This window comes from Sphaerisporangium sp. NPDC004334, assembly GCF_053602655.1.
Map to the genome: position 1 here is coordinate 13,651 of NZ_JBSGDZ010000053.1, position 17,077 is coordinate 30,727.

General features: G+C 67.5%; 13 protein-coding genes, 1 tRNA gene and 1 pseudogene. 2 read left to right on the plus strand and 13 right to left on the minus strand.

From position 1 onward, the window contains the following. Window positions 1–26 precede the first annotated feature (26 nt). The 10 genes from ACWEN6_RS39265 to ACWEN6_RS39310 all read right to left on the minus strand — a co-directional run bounded on the left by ACWEN6_RS39265 (window position 27) and on the right by ACWEN6_RS39310 (window position 12,064). Window positions 27–1,925 carry a S9 family peptidase gene (locus ACWEN6_RS39265; protein ID WP_452577149.1) on the minus strand — a complete coding sequence of 633 codons (1,899 nt, stop codon included), beginning with the start codon at window positions 1,923–1,925 and terminating at the stop codon, window positions 27–29. After that, window positions 1,888–3,717 (minus strand): ATP-binding cassette domain-containing protein, encoded by a 1,830-nt coding sequence (locus ACWEN6_RS39270; RefSeq protein ID WP_452577130.1) that lies wholly within the window; start codon window positions 3,715–3,717, stop codon window positions 1,888–1,890. Before ACWEN6_RS39270 ends, ACWEN6_RS39265 begins: the two co-directional genes overlap by 38 nt. Beyond that, the gene (locus tag ACWEN6_RS39275) at window positions 3,710–5,434 is read right to left on the minus strand and encodes an ABC transporter ATP-binding protein (protein ID WP_452577132.1); all 1,725 of its coding nucleotides are present in this window, start codon (window positions 5,432–5,434) and stop codon (window positions 3,710–3,712) included. Before ACWEN6_RS39275 ends, ACWEN6_RS39270 begins: the two co-directional genes overlap by 8 nt. A 95-nt stretch (window positions 5,435–5,529) precedes the next feature. Then, complete coding sequence (locus ACWEN6_RS39280) at window positions 5,530–6,504, minus strand: protein kinase domain-containing protein (protein ID WP_452577133.1); 975 nt, start codon at window positions 6,502–6,504, stop codon at window positions 5,530–5,532. Continuing rightward, window positions 6,494–7,447 (minus strand): HesA/MoeB/ThiF family protein, encoded by a 954-nt coding sequence (locus ACWEN6_RS39285; protein WP_452577135.1) that lies wholly within the window; start codon window positions 7,445–7,447, stop codon window positions 6,494–6,496. The genes ACWEN6_RS39280 and ACWEN6_RS39285 overlap by 11 nt, the downstream gene beginning before the upstream one ends. 100 nt (window positions 7,448–7,547) lie before the next feature. Beyond that, window positions 7,548–8,606, minus strand: coding sequence for a SagB/ThcOx family dehydrogenase (locus ACWEN6_RS39290; RefSeq protein ID WP_452577137.1), 1,059 nt, complete (start codon window positions 8,604–8,606; stop codon window positions 7,548–7,550). Further along, on the minus strand, window positions 8,566–9,753 hold the full coding sequence (locus ACWEN6_RS39295; protein ID WP_452577139.1) for a SagB/ThcOx family dehydrogenase: 1,188 nt from the start codon (window positions 9,751–9,753) through the stop codon (window positions 8,566–8,568). Before ACWEN6_RS39295 ends, ACWEN6_RS39290 begins: the two co-directional genes overlap by 41 nt. Window positions 9,754–9,791: 38 nt before the next feature. Further along, window positions 9,792–9,935: a hypothetical protein gene (locus ACWEN6_RS39300; protein ID WP_354853622.1), complete on the minus strand. Its 144-nt coding sequence runs from the start codon at window positions 9,933–9,935 to the stop codon at window positions 9,792–9,794. Between the two features lie 261 nt (window positions 9,936–10,196). After that, entirely contained in the window at window positions 10,197–11,201 is a 1,005-nt protein-coding gene (locus tag ACWEN6_RS39305; protein ID WP_452577141.1) for an ArsR/SmtB family transcription factor, read from the minus strand. A gap of 236 nt (window positions 11,202–11,437) precedes the next feature. Then, complete coding sequence (locus ACWEN6_RS39310; protein WP_452577143.1) at window positions 11,438–12,064, minus strand: TetR/AcrR family transcriptional regulator; 627 nt, start codon at window positions 12,062–12,064, stop codon at window positions 11,438–11,440. A 178-nt stretch (window positions 12,065–12,242) separates the two neighbouring features. Between ACWEN6_RS39310 and ACWEN6_RS39315 the strand changes: the two genes are divergently transcribed. Next, window positions 12,243–13,685 (plus strand): MFS transporter, encoded by a 1,443-nt coding sequence (locus ACWEN6_RS39315; protein ID WP_452577145.1) that lies wholly within the window; start codon window positions 12,243–12,245, stop codon window positions 13,683–13,685. Window positions 13,686–13,871: 186 nt separating this feature from the next. Here ACWEN6_RS39315 and ACWEN6_RS39320 read toward each other — a convergent pair whose 3' ends face one another. Further along, window positions 13,872–15,128, minus strand: coding sequence for a S1 family peptidase (locus ACWEN6_RS39320; RefSeq protein ID WP_452577147.1), 1,257 nt, complete (start codon window positions 15,126–15,128; stop codon window positions 13,872–13,874). A 481-nt stretch (window positions 15,129–15,609) separates the two neighbouring features. Between ACWEN6_RS39320 and ACWEN6_RS39325 the strand changes: the two are divergent. Next, window positions 15,610–15,813 (plus strand): annotated as a pseudogene (locus ACWEN6_RS39325) (tyrosine-type recombinase/integrase); the annotation flags it as partial. A 132-nt stretch (window positions 15,814–15,945) separates the two neighbouring features. Here the strand turns inward: ACWEN6_RS39325 and ACWEN6_RS39330 are convergent. Together ACWEN6_RS39330 and ACWEN6_RS39335 are read right to left on the minus strand one after the other, a co-directional pair. After that, window positions 15,946–16,022: transfer RNA gene (locus ACWEN6_RS39330), tRNA-Ile, on the minus strand. Window positions 16,023–16,201: 179 nt separating this feature from the next. Continuing rightward, window positions 16,202–16,879, minus strand: a complete 678-nt coding sequence (locus ACWEN6_RS39335) for a M15 family metallopeptidase (protein ID WP_354853607.1) — start codon at window positions 16,877–16,879, stop codon at window positions 16,202–16,204. Window positions 16,880–17,077 lie beyond the last annotated feature (198 nt).

Here is a 17,077-nt window from a genome sequence, read left to right on the forward strand (position 1 = left end):
GTCGGGGCGGCGAAGGCCGTGGCCGGCTAGGAGACCAGGGCGCCGTCGCTCTCGGGCCCTGGTTCCTCGGCGGCCCCGCCAAGGTGTTCGGCGAGGAATTCCTCTACAGAGGTGAGCAGGTGCATCCAGTTGGCCCGGGATCTGAAGAAGTGCCCCTCCTCGGGATAGAGCAAGTACCGATGCGGAACGCCCCGCTCTCTGAGAGCGTTCACTATCGCCTCGCTCTCCTCGCGCCGGACGCGGATGTCCTTCCCGCCATGGACGATGAGCAGCGGAATCCGGATGTCGTCGATCCTGGAGAGCGGCGAGCGTTCCCAGCAGAACTCGGGTTCGGTCTCCGGATCCCCGACTCTCTTCGTCATCAACGTCCGTGCGGCCGTCCAGTGCGCGGGGATCGACGAGATCACCGTGGCGAGGTTCGCGGGCCCGCACAGGTCGACAGCGCATCGGAACAGGTCAGGCGTGAACGCCGCGCCGACCAGGGCGGCATAGCCACCGTACGAAGCGCCCATGATCGCGATGTTCTCCGGGTCCGCCCAGCCCTGTGCGGTGACGTGACCGACGGCGTCGACCAGGTCCTGGTGCATGAGCCCGGCCCACTCCCGGTCACCCGCGTTGAGGAACGCCTTTCCGTAACCGGTGGATCCGCGGAAGTCGACCTGCAGACAGAGGTATCCGCGGTCGGCCAGCAGTTGGACCAGGCCGTCGTATCGCCAGGTGTCCCTCTCCCACGGACCGCCATGCACGAGAAGTACCGTGGGAAGTCCCTTCCGTGCGACGGCCGGCGGGAAGGTCACGTAGCCATGTATGGACAGACCGTCACGGGAGAAGAACTCGATCGGCTCCGGCGTCGCCAGATCGAACGCGGAGAGCTCCGGGCGCTGGGGGATGCGATGGAGGATGCTTCCGGTCACCCGGTCGAGGATCCGGTACTCGGGGGACCGGTCGGCCCTGCTGACGGCGCCCAGCCAGAGCCGGTCGTCATCGCTGCTCCCGAGGAAGGTGAGTTCGGCCTCCGGATCCGGGCAGAGCCTGTGCGCGTCAAGAGCGGCATCTTCGTCCAGGACCACGGTCTGCTTGCGCGCGCGGGAGAGCGCCGCCGCCCTGGGCCGTCCCGTGACCGGGTCGAACCAGACCGAGCAGACGTCCGCATCCGGCGCCTCGGCGAGGATCTCGACGATCTCTCCGGTACGCGTGTCCAGTTTGACCAGCCGGGTCGTCTCCGCGCCCGCTGACGTCAACAGATAGAAGTAGCGACCCCCCTGCGACGAACGGGCGAGGCTCGTCGTGGCGGCATCCTCGTGACCGACGGAGAAGACCACCGGCCAGGTGTCCCCTGCGCGGGCGCACACATCGATGCCGCCGTCTCCGCGCATGAGGAGACCGCCCTCCGCTTCCAGGGACGCGTGGTCGATGATCCATCGAAAGAAGCCCGGGTTCGGCCGCACGGACAGCCTCGCCCCGGTGCTGATCTCGCGGCGCTCGAGATGACCACCCACGCTGGCGAGCAGAAGCTCCGGTCGCTGTCCGGAGACGGCCAGGAGCCGCGCGGAGACTCCCGGCGGCGTCAGATCGTGTATCGCGGTCCCACGGATGGCGACGGCCGACAGCACCGTCCTCTCATCCCCGTGAGGGTCACGTGTCACCAGCAGGTGCGTGTCATCCGACGCCCACTTCACATCTTCGACGCCTCCTGGCAGGGCGGTGAGCCAGGTGCCCTCGCCGCCCGCCGTCAGGTTCTCGAGGGTCGCCGTCCGGACCTGCCAGTGGGTGTTCCGGCGTTCCAGCCACGCCAGCGACCGTCCATCCGGTGAGAGTGCCAGGCTTGTTCTGGTCTCCTGCCCGAACAACACTCTGCGTGGGATCGACGCACCGGCGGCGGCCAGATCACCTCGCGGCGGAGTCGAGTGTGTCGCTGACGTCATAGTTGCTCTCCTGGATCGCTGACAACTCCTGGTACAGCCCAGGGGAATTCCGCAGTTCCCCTGGAGTGCCCACCTGTGCGATGACACCGTCGTCCAGCACCACGATCAGGTCGGCCTGCGCCGTGGCGGCGAGCCGGTGGCTGACGAACAGTGCTATCCCTCCGACGGCCCGGCACTGCGCTGTGAGCTCACGGAAACGGTCGAACAGACGAGCCTCCGCCTCGACATCGAGTGCCGAACTGGGCTCGTCCATGACGAACAGCCGCCAGTCCTGCCGCACATAGCTGCGCGCCAGCGCGATCTTCTGCCATTGGCCGCCCGAAAGATCGACCCCGTGCGACCAGCGGGACCCTGTCTGGGTCTCCAATCCGTCCGGTAGCTTTTCGACATCCTGGTCGAGGCCGGCCCTGGTACAAGCGGCCGGAAGCAGCTCCGGCCGCTCAGCCGCGGCCTCGACGTCACCGAGCGCCACACCCTCTCGGACGGTCAGCTCATATCGTCCGAAGTCCTGCATGAGTGCGGTCACGCCCTGCTGCCATTGCCGCCGGGATTCGGCGGTGAGGACCGCCGCTCCCTTACAGATCTCACCGGAGTCGGGAGTGAGGAGTCCGGCCATGAGTTTGACCAGCGTGGTCTTTCCCGAGCCGTTCTCGCCGACCACGGCGACCACCGATCCGGACGGTATCTCCAGGTTCACCGCGCGGACGCTGGAAACCTCACGCCCCGGGTAGGTGTAGCTCAGTCCGGAAAGGAGCAAAGGCTCCCCGCCCCCATGGGGCTCCACCTGCCTTGTGCCTGCTGTCGGCGCCGCGACCTGTCGCTGAAGTTCGCCCAGCACACCGTCCAGGTCACGGGCGACCCGCATGAGACGACGGGCCCTGGTCGTCTGCTGCATCAGGTTGCCCAGCACGATGCCCAGTTGACCGGTGAGCGCGATCACCATCGCCAGGTCCGAGAGCCCGAGCTTCCCTCCGGCAGCGGCCCAGGCCGTCCAGCCGAGAGCGGCGGCCACCGACAGGGAGATGATCGCCGTGCCTGCCAGCGTCCACGCGAACGCTGATCGGTCTCCCCGATCCCGGCAGCGGTCGGCTTGGTCCCACAGCTCTTCGGCGCGGCGGACCAGCCCGGCACCGGCCCCACCGGCTCGTGCGGTCAGTCCACCCGCTGGTGAGGCGAGGTGCTCGGCCAGGACGCCGGCCCGGTCGACGAGCGGGCCGGCCGTTTCGTCCGCATGGTCCTCGGCGCTGAACGCGCGGCCGTTCCAGCGCAGGGCGGGTACGGACAGGACCGGGATGAGTGCGAGCCAGAGGCTGACCTTGGCGAGGAGCAGCACCGTGAGGCCGAATTGGAGGACGGCCCCGACGACCAGGACCAGTCCACCGAACGCCGACCCGGTGAGGTCCACGCGTTCCCTGGACCTGATGCGGTCGATGCGTTCCCGGAGTGCCCCGCCCTGAAGCAGGTCGACCGTGCACAGCCCCAGCATCGCCTGGATCAGCCAGCCGTCGATCGTCCGGGCGGTCTCCGCTTCGAGCCGGACCCTGCTTCTGATCCCGAGAGAGCCGAGCACATGGATCAGCAGGAGAGCCGTGACGAACAGCGTCACACCGAGCAGCTGCTGCGGCCGGCTTCCGGACAGGACTCCCGCCACGGCCACGCCGACGCCGACCGCGACGAGAGGCTCGGCCACCCGTCCCAGGGGATCGCAGACAAGTACGGTCACCACGTTGCGCGGCGATGTCCGCCACGCCGCCCTGAAGAGCAGCAGCACCGGTGCGAACCTGCTAGTCATCGACATCCTCCTTGGCGGCACGGAAGCGCTCCGCCTGGCGGCGGAACATCTGGGCGTACCGGGTCGGGCCGCTCATGAGCTCGTCGTGGGTTCCCTGCTCGATGACGCGGCCCCGGTCCAGCAGGACGATCTCGTCAGCGTGGCGGACGGTCGACAGCCGGTGGCTGATCAGCACGGCTGTGGTCGAGGTCGCGAGTTCGCTGAACCTCTGGTTGAAACGCTCTTCGGCTCGTACGTCCAGACTCGCCGTGGGTTCGTCCAGGATGACCAGGCTGGATCGGTCCCCGAGTGAGTCGAGGTGGTAAAGGATCCGGGCGAGGACCACCCGCTGCCACTCCCCGCCGGACAGGTCGACACCTTGAGCGTTTTCGGGGAGCAGCAGGGTGTCCAACCCGTCCGGAAGGCGGTCCAGCAAGAGGTCGGCGCCGGCCTCCCGGAGCGCCTTCTCGACCAGTTCGAGGTCAGGCGACGGTGCACCGGGCGCGACGTTGGCCGCGAGCGAGAGCGGATAGCGGATCACGTCCTGATCGGCGACCACGCATCGGGACAGCCAGCCTCGGCGGTCGAACTCGGTCAACGGCACGCCGTCGACCTGCAGCATGCCTCGCGTCGGATCCAGTGCACCGGTCAGCAGCTTGGCGAGCGTGCTCTTTCCCGCACCGTTCAGACCGACCACGGCCAGCGAACGGCCTGTTCTGAGCTCCAGATCGACATCCTGCAGGACCGGAGAGTCTCGATAGCCGAAACCGACCTCGCGCACAGTGATCGTCTGGAAAGTGGAGGGGATCGGCCGAGGACCGGAACGAACATCGCGTGTGCGGCCGAGCGCGGCGGGGAGCCGTCTCACCTCGGCGGCCGCCGGAGCGCCGTACTCCACCATGTACTCCGGCCCGATCCAGCCCAGCGACTCCATGCCGGCCATCGCCTGCAGGACGACCAGAACCGCCGCGGTGCCGAACTCTCCCCGCCGAGCCTGGTCGAGGGCGGCCCAGGCGACCAGCAGATGGGCCCCGACGACCACCGCTCCGGCCCACACCTGTGCGGCCGCACGACGATTTCGTCCGGCCTTGGCCGCGCTCACCTCCGACCAGCGGTCCTCGAACCGGCCGACCAGCCACGGCCTCGCACCGGGCATCAAGATGAGCTCCGCCGACCGTCGACTGTCCAGGAGCAGACCTCGCAGGTAGTCCGCCCGGCTCACCGACTCCGAATGTCGTCCGGACTCCCGGCCGGCCACCGCGGTCCGGACCTCCGATCGAACGGCCGAGCGGTAGAGAAGCCAGCTTCCGGCCAGGACGATCGGCGCCCACCAGAGGTAGTGGGCCAGGATCACGGCGGTCACCAGAGCGCTGAGCCGCCCTGGGCACACCTCGGCGAGGCCGCGCACCGCCGCACCGACGGTGAAGTAGCCCGACGAGGCGGCCTGCGCGGCTCGCAAGGAACCGACGAATCGCTCGTCATGCAGATGGGCGATACCGGCCGGCCGGTCGACCAGGGCGAGCATCTCGCTTCGGACCGCGTGCTCCACCCGGCGGGCCAGGACGACCGCGAGCGTCTGCCTGACCGGGGTCAAGATCTGCCCACCGAGATACGCGCAGACGAGAACCGTCAGGCTGACCGAGGCCGGCGCACCGGCCATGATGTCCGATGCCACCCACCCCCCTGCCAGGACGAACAGCGGGGGCATCGCGGTGGCCAACACGGTGAACAGGACCAATGCGGCGACTGTTCGAGGAGAGGCTCGTACCGCCAGCAGGACCACCTCGAACGCGACGCGCCTCGACAAGCTTGTCCGGAGCCACGACAGGACGTTCATGAAGCCGCCCCCACCTCGCCGAGCACTTTCACGGCCGCCGATGCTTCTGGGCGGTGACTCGGTTCGATGGCGCACATCGCCCGGACGAGGTCGCATACTCCGCTCGGAAGACACGTTCCATCCGGTCCGGGCACCTCATCCAGTGAGGGCACTGGATGGTTCTCCGCCAAGGCCCGCAGGACCGCCGCGGAGTTCCGTCGCCGAGCAGCGACGTTCTCGCACCGGAGGAACAGTTCCGTCAGCTTGTCGAGCAGCTCGTCGTCCGCCGCCACCGGATCGGGCGTACGCCCCGTCCAGAGCACGTGGAGGCTGACGCCGAGTGCGTATACATCCGCGCGCCGCCACGCCTCCGGTGAACTCGACATACCGAGGAAGGCTTCCGGCGGAGCGAATGGGCGGTAGGTCAGTGGGCGCGCATAACGGTAGAACGCGTGCTCTTCTGAGATCAGTGGGGGGCCGTGCAGTTCCCGCGCGAATGTGAGGTCGATCAGTCTGACTCGTTCACCGTCGGTCACGGCGTTGTCCGGCCGCACGTCGCGGTGGACGACACCTCTGGCGTGCAGCCGAGCGACCGCGCCGAGGAGGGCGGTCCAGACGCGCTGGATCTGCTCCGCGCCGGCGGTCTCCCGCCATGCCTTGAGGTCCGTGCCGAGCCGCGGGGTGATCAAGGGTGCGGGACCCTCGGCCTGGGCGGTCCAGCGGGCTTTCATTCGGTGATGGGATTCCGCGACAGGAACGACGGCACCGCTACCGGTCAACATCTCGGTGAGGGCACGTTCGCGAGCGAACGCCGGCCTCCAGTACGGACCGTCCAGATCCGTACGAGGGAACTTCACCACGACCTCACGCCGCGTCCGACGTTCGATGCCCACGAAGAGCTCGGAGAGCGAGCCTCCGGGCCGCCACGCACGCAGGTGGTCGAGTTCGGTCGCGAGGAGAGCCTGCCGGCGGGCCGTGAGGTCAGCGATCATTTCCGCTTCCGCAGACCGCGCATGACGGACGCCGGTCTCCTGTGATGCGCGTCATCTCGTACTTGAAAAGGTCGATCGACCAGACCGCGTTCGCGGTCAACGGAGCCGAGCAGCCGGTCAGGAAACGGGTGGCCTCCCACACCGCGAGCGACGACATGGCGGCGATCAGCGGGGCGAAGGGGGACCTGGGCGGTAGCCACTCGTTGGCCACCGCCTTTTCGATCGTGCTGGTCAGCGCACTGTCGCCGTCGACCATGCACTGATAGCAGGCGGTCCTGCCCGGCACGTACAGCGGACCCAGGGTGCTGCCTCCGGACAGCAGCGACGGGGTGGACGTGCGCACGCAGGTCTCGGCGATGATGTCCCTGATGTTGGCGACCCGATAGCCGAAAGAGTTGAACACCAGATCCGCGCTCTCGGCGAGGTCCGCCAGATCGGTGACCTCGCGGATCAGACGTTCATGGGTCACGACCTTGACGGAGGGGTCGGATACGGCGAGCATCTCGGCGGCCACTTCGACCTTCAGCCGGCCGACGTCAGTGGTTCGGTAGAGAACCTGCCGAGGCAGGTTCGTGGCCTCCACCGTGTCGGGATCGACGAGGATGATGGTCCCTATGCCGATCCGTGCACAGTTGAGAGCGATCCAGGTGCCGAACGCTCCGACTCCGACGATCAGCACTGTCGAACCGCGAAGGGTGTCCTGGAAAGCGCCGCCCGAGAGTTCCGGCGTCTCCCACAACGAGAAGAACTCGCTCTGATGGACGTAAAGCCCCTCGGGGTCGGCGATGCCGGGTCGTTGATCCTTGTCATCGATGACGGCGCCGATGCGATGCAGCTCTTCGATGAGAGGGGCGGCGCCCGGCGGCTCGATCTCAGAGCCGGGAGCGATGCCTTGGTCGAGCATCTCGAAGATCCGCTGGACGAACTGCGGGTCGCCGTTCACTCCGAAACGCTCGTTCGTGGTCAGCGACCACACCTCGCCGCCTGCCGGTGTTCGGAAGTGACCCCAGCCTCGGTGGAATCTCAACACGTCATCTGGCCTTTCATGCGACGGTCACGGTCGTGAGTACTTGGTGGTCGATGGGCGCGAGCTGGAAGAGTCGCTCACCGAGCGAGTCGCGGACGGCTGGGGTCAGCCAGGTCTGAAGGCCGCAGGCGGTCGCCACGAGGATCAATGCCTGGCCGACTCTCGCCGAGTCGAAGTAGAGATTGCGCAGGCCCCGCTCATGCCGGTAGCGCCATTGATAGCGGGGAAAGTCGGCCACGACGAACACCGTCGCGGCGGCCGTCTCCACCTGACGCTGACCGATGAACAGTTCCTTGCACGCCGCCCGGGTCTCGGCTTCGCCGTGTACCGTTCCGAGATCGTCCAGCGCGTGCGTGGACGGATCGTAGAGATGGATTCCGGACTCGATCCCGAGGACGTCGTAGACCGCCACGTAGTAGTCGAACGCCGCGCCGTAACTGAAGAGGAACCGCTGCGGATCCGCCGGGTCCGGATCGCGATTGCGGCTCGCCCGGGCCAAGCCGTGCCCCAGCAGGTCGGACAGTCGCTGGTCACCGAAGGCGCGGCGATGCAGCGTACGTGAAGTGACCCGCTTCCTCAGGACTTCGCCGACGGGCGTCTCCGGAAGCGGTGCGGGCTCAGGCAGGACCATTGGCCGCGTCGCCGCCCGGCGCGGGCTCGGTGGAGGTCCGTCTTCACGGAGAAAGGTGGCGAGTGCCTCCATCTGCCGGTCGCGGTAAGCCTCTCCGTCGTCTTGGAAGGACGCACGCCGTGACCACAGGTAGGTGGTCAGGGCGTGGGACCAGCCACGGGCATGCCAATGCGCAAGACCACGACCGGTGTCATCGTCGATCGCATCGGCCTCCAGGAGGCCGCAGTCTCTCAGGACCGCGAGTCCCGAGATGTCCTTCTCGCCGGCCGCGAGCGAGATCAGCGCGCGCCGCCCCATGAGGACGGCGGAATTCGCGAACGGACTCCGCACGGTGGCCTTACCGTCCTCGTCGGGGATGACGACCGTGCCCGCCGCCCATCGTGGCGCGGCATTCACGGGGGGTTCAGGAGAGTTCTGTCGATGCTCGGCCGACTGCCGCTGCATAGAGGACACCTTCGTCCAATCCTTCCTTCTGCAGCCCGAACAACCCGTGCACGGCGATGTCGTCGACTCCGTGCTGCCAGAAGACCGGCAGATCAAGGGCCTGTCCGCAGAGTTCCATGGTCGCCGCGGCATGACCGGCGTCCATGAACACGGTGCGGAACGTCCGAGGCTCGCGATAGCGATACATGTTGCGTTCCCATAGGCCCGTCACCACGACGAAGGCCGCCGGGTCGAAAGGCGCACGCCACAGGCCTTGCAGCATCGGCTTGAGCTCGTCATCGCCGGGAAGATCACCGATCCGCTCCAGCTCGGAGGTCCTGACGGCGAAGTGGTAGGTCCCGGGCGTGAGCCCCGAGACCTTCCGCGCGAGGACATAGCATTCGACCGGATGCCTCGAGCCACCGGAAGGGCTCGTCTTGCGAACCAGCGGGGCGCGCGGAACACTCGACCGGACTCTGCGCGAGCGAAGCTGCCCGAAGCTCGAAGAGATCACTGCCGAGAGCTTGTCGAATGTGGCCACGGGCAGGGATTCGGATCCGTTTCGACGGTCCCACGCCTCGGCGAAAGGCCGGGCGAGGCATTCAAGAGCTTCAGCGGTCTGCACGACGGGAACAGTGAGCGAGCCCGCGTACTCCTTGTATCGGTTCACGTCGAAGCTCTCGGCGGCGAACAACTCCATAATCGACTTGTCTATGGCCGGTGCATCCGACTCGGAGTAGTTCAAATACGGATAATCGTAGGTGAGCAGGTGGTGGTCGAACGCGGCCTGCCATCCGGCGTCGCGCCATCGCCGCTCGGTCTCCTCAAGACGGGAATCGTCACGATCCGGCGTCAGGAATCCTTCTGTCACCAACCGCTCGACGATGGACCGGCCGGCGTCGGACTCCAGCCCCGCCGATCGCTTCAGTTCTTCGAGGCGCTCTTCGGCCGGACCGGCACGCAAGAAGCTCAGCAAGACCTGTGCCGCGGCGCTGCCCAGCAGGATCTCCCTGCGCGCGGCGATGTTCATCACGTACCAACGTTCTGTGGACCAAATGCTCGGCGGCGGGACCAGGCGAACCGTCGGAACGATCCGCAGCAACGGATCAGCGGTGTCAGACATGGGATTCCAGAGTTTCGTGATCGACGTGGCCGACTGCGGGCTCATCGCCCTGAAGCACACCACTCCAGGGCGATGAGGACGACCTACGGCCGCGAGCTCTCCATCTGGCGAAGCGCGATCGGCATCTCGGGCAGCGCCTCCACGGTGAAGTCCGCGGGGTTCAACTCGACCCCGGCCCCGAGCTTTCCGGAGACCTCGGCCGCGAGCGCTGACGTGCTGGTGGACATATCTTCCTCCCTGAAATGGAATGAAGCTGACACCGGAAAGCCTGAATGTTCGAACTGGAATCAACCTGGAATTTCTCTGGACGCGCACTCCTCGTCATGGCCCGGGCTCGTGCCCGGAATGCCCATGACGTCCAGAGGCGTAGCGTGTGATCGGGATTTTCGTGACGGTGTGCCGCTGCTCGCGCGGTGTGCGTCGTCAGGTCCCGCGCTGGAACCTGAGTACCATCCAGGGCTTTCTTCTCACCCGTCCGCCGGACTCCGTCAGCGGCGGAACAGCTCCAGCAGCTCCTCCGCTCGGCGGGTGCGAGTGATCCACACCTCGCGGCCCCGGCGCTCCCGCATGATCAGCCGTCCGGCGCGCAGCCGGTCGCAATGGTAGGTCAGGCCGCTGGGCGCGATCTGCATGTCCGTGGACAGCATGCTCATGGTCATGGGCTGTTCCAGGGCGCAGAGCAGGTGTGCGCGTACCGGGCCCAGGATCGCCGACAGCTCGTCCCCCGTGGGCGCGACGGGCTTACGCCACAACGAGTCCGCACCGGGCACCGGGTAAGCGATCCAGACGGCGTCCGGGCTGTCCAGGCTGACGATCACGGCGCCCTTGCCGGCCAACATGGGCACCAGCACGAGCTTCCTGTCACCCAGCTCGAACGTGCTCGATTCCAGGTCGGAGATGAGCAGGCCATGCTCGCCGTAGACGATGCGCTCGCTCAGCGCGCCCAGCAACAGCTCGTGGCCGCCCCGCACGGCCGCGACGCCCACCCGCTCGACCTCCCTGTCGAGTAGCGGGCGGGCGCGTTTCCACAGCGGTTCCGTGGTGTTCCAGACGTCGGCCAGGGCGCCGGCGTACCCGCGCAGCCAGCGCTCGGGCCGCTCAGCAGCCGAGCGCCAGTGCAACGGCGGCGTCCCCGGGCCGAACGTCTGCTCCAGATCCTTGATCAGAGCGTCGGGCGAGATGGCCTGCAGGGCGCTGACCTGCGACTGAACGGTGACATCGCCGTCGGTGGGGGAGCACGGCACGATGCTGTCCGGCGCGATCGAGCTGCCGGGTACGGCCAGCGGGCGCACGGCGTCCTGGCCGAGCGGGCCGACCTGTGAGGCGATCGCCTTACGCCACGATTCGGGTAGGCCGCGCTGGCGCCCCGCAAGGGCGTCGGCGATCATGGCGAGCGCGGTCAGATTGGGCGAGATCGAGATCTGGAGCCGTGGCGGGGAGCTCAGCCGCAACTCGCTCCACACACTGCTCTTCGCAGCTATTTGGGTCCCCACGGGAGGGACTTTAAACGGAGGCCACATCTCTCCTGGAATGCTTCAACGAAACGTGAAACATCCGATACATAGATGATCTACGGCCCCTGTGAACGTGCGGCTCACCACCAACTTGGGACCACATGTCTCGGTCGTCCAGTCCAGCACTCCGCGGTCGATGGGCTCGGGTCGGGGTGCTGTCGATGCCGAGCCCCCGAAGCGCTGATCGGGAGTATCGGCTTCCCGGCGATTCACGCTCAATGCCTCTGGTAGTACCTCAGGAACATGTCGACCCCTGTGGTGATGAGGTCATCGGTGAACCGAGGATCGAGCCTGTCGCCGTAGGCGCTGTGCACAATGTGCGGGTACAGCACGAGCGCGTAGAACTGGACGATCGCCAGCTCCATGTGTGGAATGTCCAGGTCGTCGCGCGCGCTGAGCGCGGCGGCCAGCGGTTCGGCGAAACGATCGGGTCCCTGCTTGCGCCAGGCGCGGCCGAGTTCGGGAAAGCGCCGGGCCTCGGAGGTGATCAACGCGCGCAGGGCGAGCACCTCGGGCTGGGCGATTCCCTCCACCCACTTGCGGGCGGTGGCGGTCAGGATGTCGCGCAGGTCGTCGCCGGTACGCAGGCGCTCGTGCAGGACGTACACGGTCTGGCCGAGCGCCTGTTCGAGCGCATCGGTCACCACCTCGGTGAACAGCTCCTCCTTGCTGGCGAAGTGGTTGTAGACGGTCACCTTCGACACGCCGGCCTCGGTGGCGATGTGGTCCATGCCCGCGCCGAAACCCCGTTCCAGGAACTGTTGTTGTGCCGCGCGCACGATGGCGGCCCGTTTGCGCGCCGCGCGTTCTCCTGACGGGGCGCGCCTGCTCGTTGTCGTCACGGCGCCATCCTATCCGAACTGAACTGTACTGTTGAGTTGACATGTACTGTTCTGTACAGTTCAGTTGGTTGCCCGTGGCCGCCCCTGATCGGCCCTCCCCTCCATGAAGAGAGAGCACTGCGATGACCGATGCGACATCAGATGGGATGATCACATGCGTCCTTCCCGCACTCCACTCGTGAGCAGGAGTCCTGTTCGAAGTCGCAGTGCCGCGACGCTGGCGCTGCTGTCGTTCGCCATGATGATCGTCTCGCTCGACCAGTACATCGTCGTGGTCGCGCTGCCCGATATGGGGCATGACCTGGGCTACTCGGCGCAGACATTGCAATCAGTGGTCAGTGTCTACGCGGTGGCATCCAGTGGGTTCCTTCTGTTCGGGGGCCGCGCGGCGGATCTGCTCGGCCGGCGGCGGATGCTCCTGGTCGGCCTGACGCTTTACGCGCTGGCCTCGCTCGCGGGAGGGCTCGCGACGACCCCCCTGATTCAGCTGATCGCGCGTGCGGTTCAGGGTTTCGGCGGAGCGCTGGTCTTTCCGAGCACGCTGGCGCTCATCAACACCACGTTCGCGGAGGGCCGCGACCGCAACCGCGCCCTGGCCGTCTGGGGAGGTTCCGGCGCGGCGGGTCTAGTCGTGGGCGTCCTGCTGGGCGGTGTGCTCACGCGAGCCTTCGGGTGGGAAGCGGTGTTCTTCGTCAATGTCCCGCTCGTGGGCGCGGTCTTCGTCTGGACGCTCTTCCTGATCGACGCCGATCCGCCTCGCGACAGGACGCGTATGTTCGACCTGCCTGGTGCGCTGACCGCCACAGGCGCCATCACGCTGCTGGTGTTCGCGCTTGTACAGGGCCCCGATCTGGGCTGGGGCTCACCGGTGATCCTCGCCGCGGCGGCGGTGGGCCTTCTGCTGACTGTGGCATTCGTGCTGATCGAGAGGCGTAGTGGTGATCCGCTTCTCCCGCCACGGCTTCTGGTCAACGGGAGCCTCAGGATGGCCGTGGCGATCGCATTCATGTTCATGACCACGTTCGGCTCACTCCTCTACTTCCTGTCGATCTACTTCCAGGATGTCCTCGGCTACGACGCCCTGGAAACCGGAATCGCGTTCCTGCTTCCGACCGTCGTGGTGGTCGCCGGTTCGACAGTGGGCGGCCGGGTGGTGACGCTCATCGGCCTGCGGCGCACACTGACCCTCGCCCTGTCGATCGGCGCGGCCGGGGCCGTCGCCCTGGGGCTGGCGACTTCTCCCGACGGCTCCTACGTCACGCTGATCCCAGGACTCATCGCCGTCAGCATCGGCGATGGCGTCATCTTCACGGCCATGTTCATCGCCGCCGCCACTGGAGTGCGTGATCGCGAGCAGGGTGTCGCCTCGGCGATCGCATCCACCGGATCAGGGGTCGGAGCCGTCGTCGGGCTCGCGATCCTGGTGCTCGTGGCCAACGCCGGCACCGAAGGACTCCTGGGGGATGGATTACGGGTCGCCATGGCCGAAGGAATCAGCCACGCCGTTTTCGTCGTCGCGGGCGGGATCGTGGCGACCCTTTTGATGGCCCACGTTGCGTACGGCAAAAAACACCTTCCCCAGGCGCCGCCCGGACCGGGGTTTCGGGGTGATCGCGAGTAGGGCGGACGGGACTTGTTCATGCGAGCGACCGTACGGACGGCTCTGCGAGCCTGATATGAACGGAGCGACGGACACTGAACGTCGCTCCGCCCGCCGAGTTCCCGCCAGGTCAGTCGCCCGGGAAGCGGAGCGAGACCGGCGGGCTGTGCGGCGTCACGCGCCGCGTACGACCCGCCGGTCGAAGGGTCAGCCGGTCACGAGGGTGACGCCCGGGAAGGCGGTGGTCGCGTTGCTCCACGGCGCGTAGTAGAACCGCCAGGAACAGGTACGCCCGCTGGTCACGTAGCCGGTGCAGGGCACCGGCGTGCTGGGGTCGATGGCAGAGATGACCCCTACCGCGTACTGCTGGGTGATGCTGGACGGGTTGGGGATCTCCACCGGGCCGCCGCTGTCACCCCCGCCGGCCGCGTTGGTGTGCGCCGCTTGCTCGGCGATGACCAGGCCATAGATCGGGTAGCCCACGCTGAGCGTGACGTTGACCTGCTTGGCCTGGATGGAACACAGGGTGCCCGAGTAGGCGCCGGAGGTGCAGAGCCACATGCCCACGTAGGAACCGGTGGTGCCGATGACCGGGTTGCTGAACTCCGGCGAGATGGTGCCGGGGTTGTTGTTGTAAACGCGGCCCGCGGTGCCCGCGCTGATCAACATGACGTCTCGGTACATGTCGTCGTAGGAGGAGATCGGGCCGATCGCCTGGCCGGTCGGGTCGGTGGCCGTCTGCCCGACGTCACCGCAGTGGGCCGCGGTCAGCATCCTGGTCGTGCCGCCGTAGGTGACGGCGAAGCCGGTGGAGCAGCCGATCCCGCCGATGCCGGCCTTGCGCCAGGCCGCCCCGCCCCACCATGGTGGGGAGTCGTCCCAGCGGCTGGCCAGGGCCGGCGTGACGCCCGCCTGGATGGTGATCGGCACGGTGGAGTCGGCGACCTTGGTGCGGGTCAGGCCGAGGTCGGCGCCCGAGACCGTCAGGCCCGAGCCGTCGACCTTCGGCGCGATCGAGGTGATCGCACCGGCGGAGACGCGGGCGAGACGGTTCATCTCGCGCTCAAGCTCTCGGGCCGAGTACGCCGCGGGCAGGATACTGACCGGGACGTCCTCGCGCAGCCGGCCGATCAGGTCGTCGATGCGCCTCGGGGTGTCGCCTTTCCAGTAGACGCGCAGTTCGTGGTTCTCCGGCGCGGCGATGATGCCGGCGTATCCGGTGTCCTCCTTGGTCTTGGTGCCGGCAGTGATGCGGTCGGCCGCCTTGACCAGCTTCTGCTGGGTGGCCAGCAGGTCGGTCCAGGACGCGAAAGCGCCGGGCACCTCGCCGACCGGCTCGATGGGCCGGGCTGTGGTGTCCTTGACTGGTGCTGGTGCTGGTGCTGGTGCTGGTGCTGGTGCGGGTGCGGCCGTGGCCTGGACGGTGCCCAGTCCGGTCACGGCGGCGGCGACTCCCAGCGCCACCGTCAGATGGCGGACGGCTCGTGAGGCTCTTGCGGTGCTTGAGGAGGTTTTCATCAATTCTGCTCCGCGATGTGGTTATGGGACCAGATTCGGTATTGCAGGCATTTATTTGGGAAGCAACGGCTTGACGCGAGATTTTGTGGCTGATAGAGCGATATGTTGAGCGGTTGTCTGCCGGGATTCGGCTTCAGACTTACGGCACACGGTCGCGGGCCGGTGCGCGGCGACCTGGGGGCACGGATTTCCGGCGTCCGGAATCTACGGAAAAGGCGCTCTCCGCCCGGTGTCCCCTTCTGGACAGCGGCGAGCCGCCAAGAGCATCATGTCCGGCGCGTTTCACCCTGACCCGCGGATCGCGGAGTGGCCGCGCGTATTGCGCGGGAAACCGATCGGGCTGCCCGGGGCCCGGGGGAGGGGTTATCCCACCCCCCTACACCCACCACATCGGCCACACCTTGGGAATTTGACCGCCAAGGAGGTACAGACGCCCCTGGCCGAACGGCCGTACGACCTGCGTCACGCCTGCGTCTCGACGTGGCTCAATGCGGGTGTGCCGGCAACGCAGGTCGCAGAGTGGGCGGGGCGCAGCGTCGATGTCCTGCTGAAGATCTACGCCAAGTGCATCGTCGGTCAGGACGAGGCCGCGAAGCGTCGCATCTCCGACGCACTTGCCGCTCATGGCTGAGGCGCGGTTCGTGGGTGAGCGTTGGGTGAGACCAGCCGTAGATGGTCACCATCAGCCGTGGACAGTCGGACGAGACGAGAGAGCCCCCGGCGGCATAAGTTCAGGCCAGGGGCTCTTTCTGCTGATCGGGAGTGGTAGGGCGGGTGGGACTTGAACCCACGACCTACGGATTATGAGTCCGCTGCTCTGACCGGCTGAGCTACCGCCCCGCAAGCCTGGAGTCTCTCATAAGTTGGCGGTCATGTGAGCATGGGGAGTTGTTCACTTTGGCCGCGTCCTGCACAAGTTTGATAGACCGAGGACGAGGGTGGGCGGCCCCGGCGTACGGGAGCGGCCCGCCCTCGGCTCGGCGGTCGGGGAGAGGTGCAGGTGAGGGCCGCGGACGACCTCAGCGGGCGGGCGGGCCGGCCAGGGCGGGGGTGTCGAGCAGGCCGTAGCGGGCGGCCGGGGCTCCGGTCACGTAGGCCCAGTAACGATCCCCGTACGACCAGTGCCACCACTCGGTCGGATAGTTGATCAGACCGGCCGCCGTCAGGACCGAGGCCAGCAGGCGCCGGTTGCCGGCCGCCTCCGGCGAGATGTCCGGGGAGGCGGTGTAGCACGCCCCGTCAGGGCCGGTGGGCGTGGCGTTGACCTCCGTGCCCATCGGCAGCTCGGCCCCGGCCTCGCTGCAGAGGGTCAGGTCCACGGCGCCGCCCGCCACGTGCGGCGCCACCTCGGGAGGAGAGATGTACCGGCCCGCCTCCCGGCGGAGGCGTTCGGCGCTCCAGTCGGGGTGCAGGTCCCGGAGCTCCTCGACGGACTCGGCGAAATACCGCTCCTGCAGTACCGGCGGCCGGTATCCCTCGATCACCAGGATCCTGAGCTCCGGCGGTAGCAGCGCCTGAGCCGCCACGAGCCGTTCGGCGACGCTGAGCCGCAGGTGCGCGTAGGCCCCCGCCGGATCCGCGAGTCGCTGGTCGATGAGCACCCCGTCCAACCCGCGCAGGTCGACCAGGGGCTGGCCGCATTCTTCCACCGGCAGCGCGAGGATCCGGGAGTCGGACAACAACGTGATCTGTGGCATGGGGACGACACCTCGTTCTTGGTCTGATGGCAAGAGGGAAGTGCCCCTGCGCCGCCGAGTGGCCGGCGGCACAGGGGCCTGGATCAGAGAAGGCGGGGGTTATCGGACGATGCCTTGGGTGTCGGTGCCGTCGCCGTTCCAGTCGCCGATGACCGGGAGGTCGGCGGTGTTGCCGAAGGGGACGGGGCGGGTGGTTTC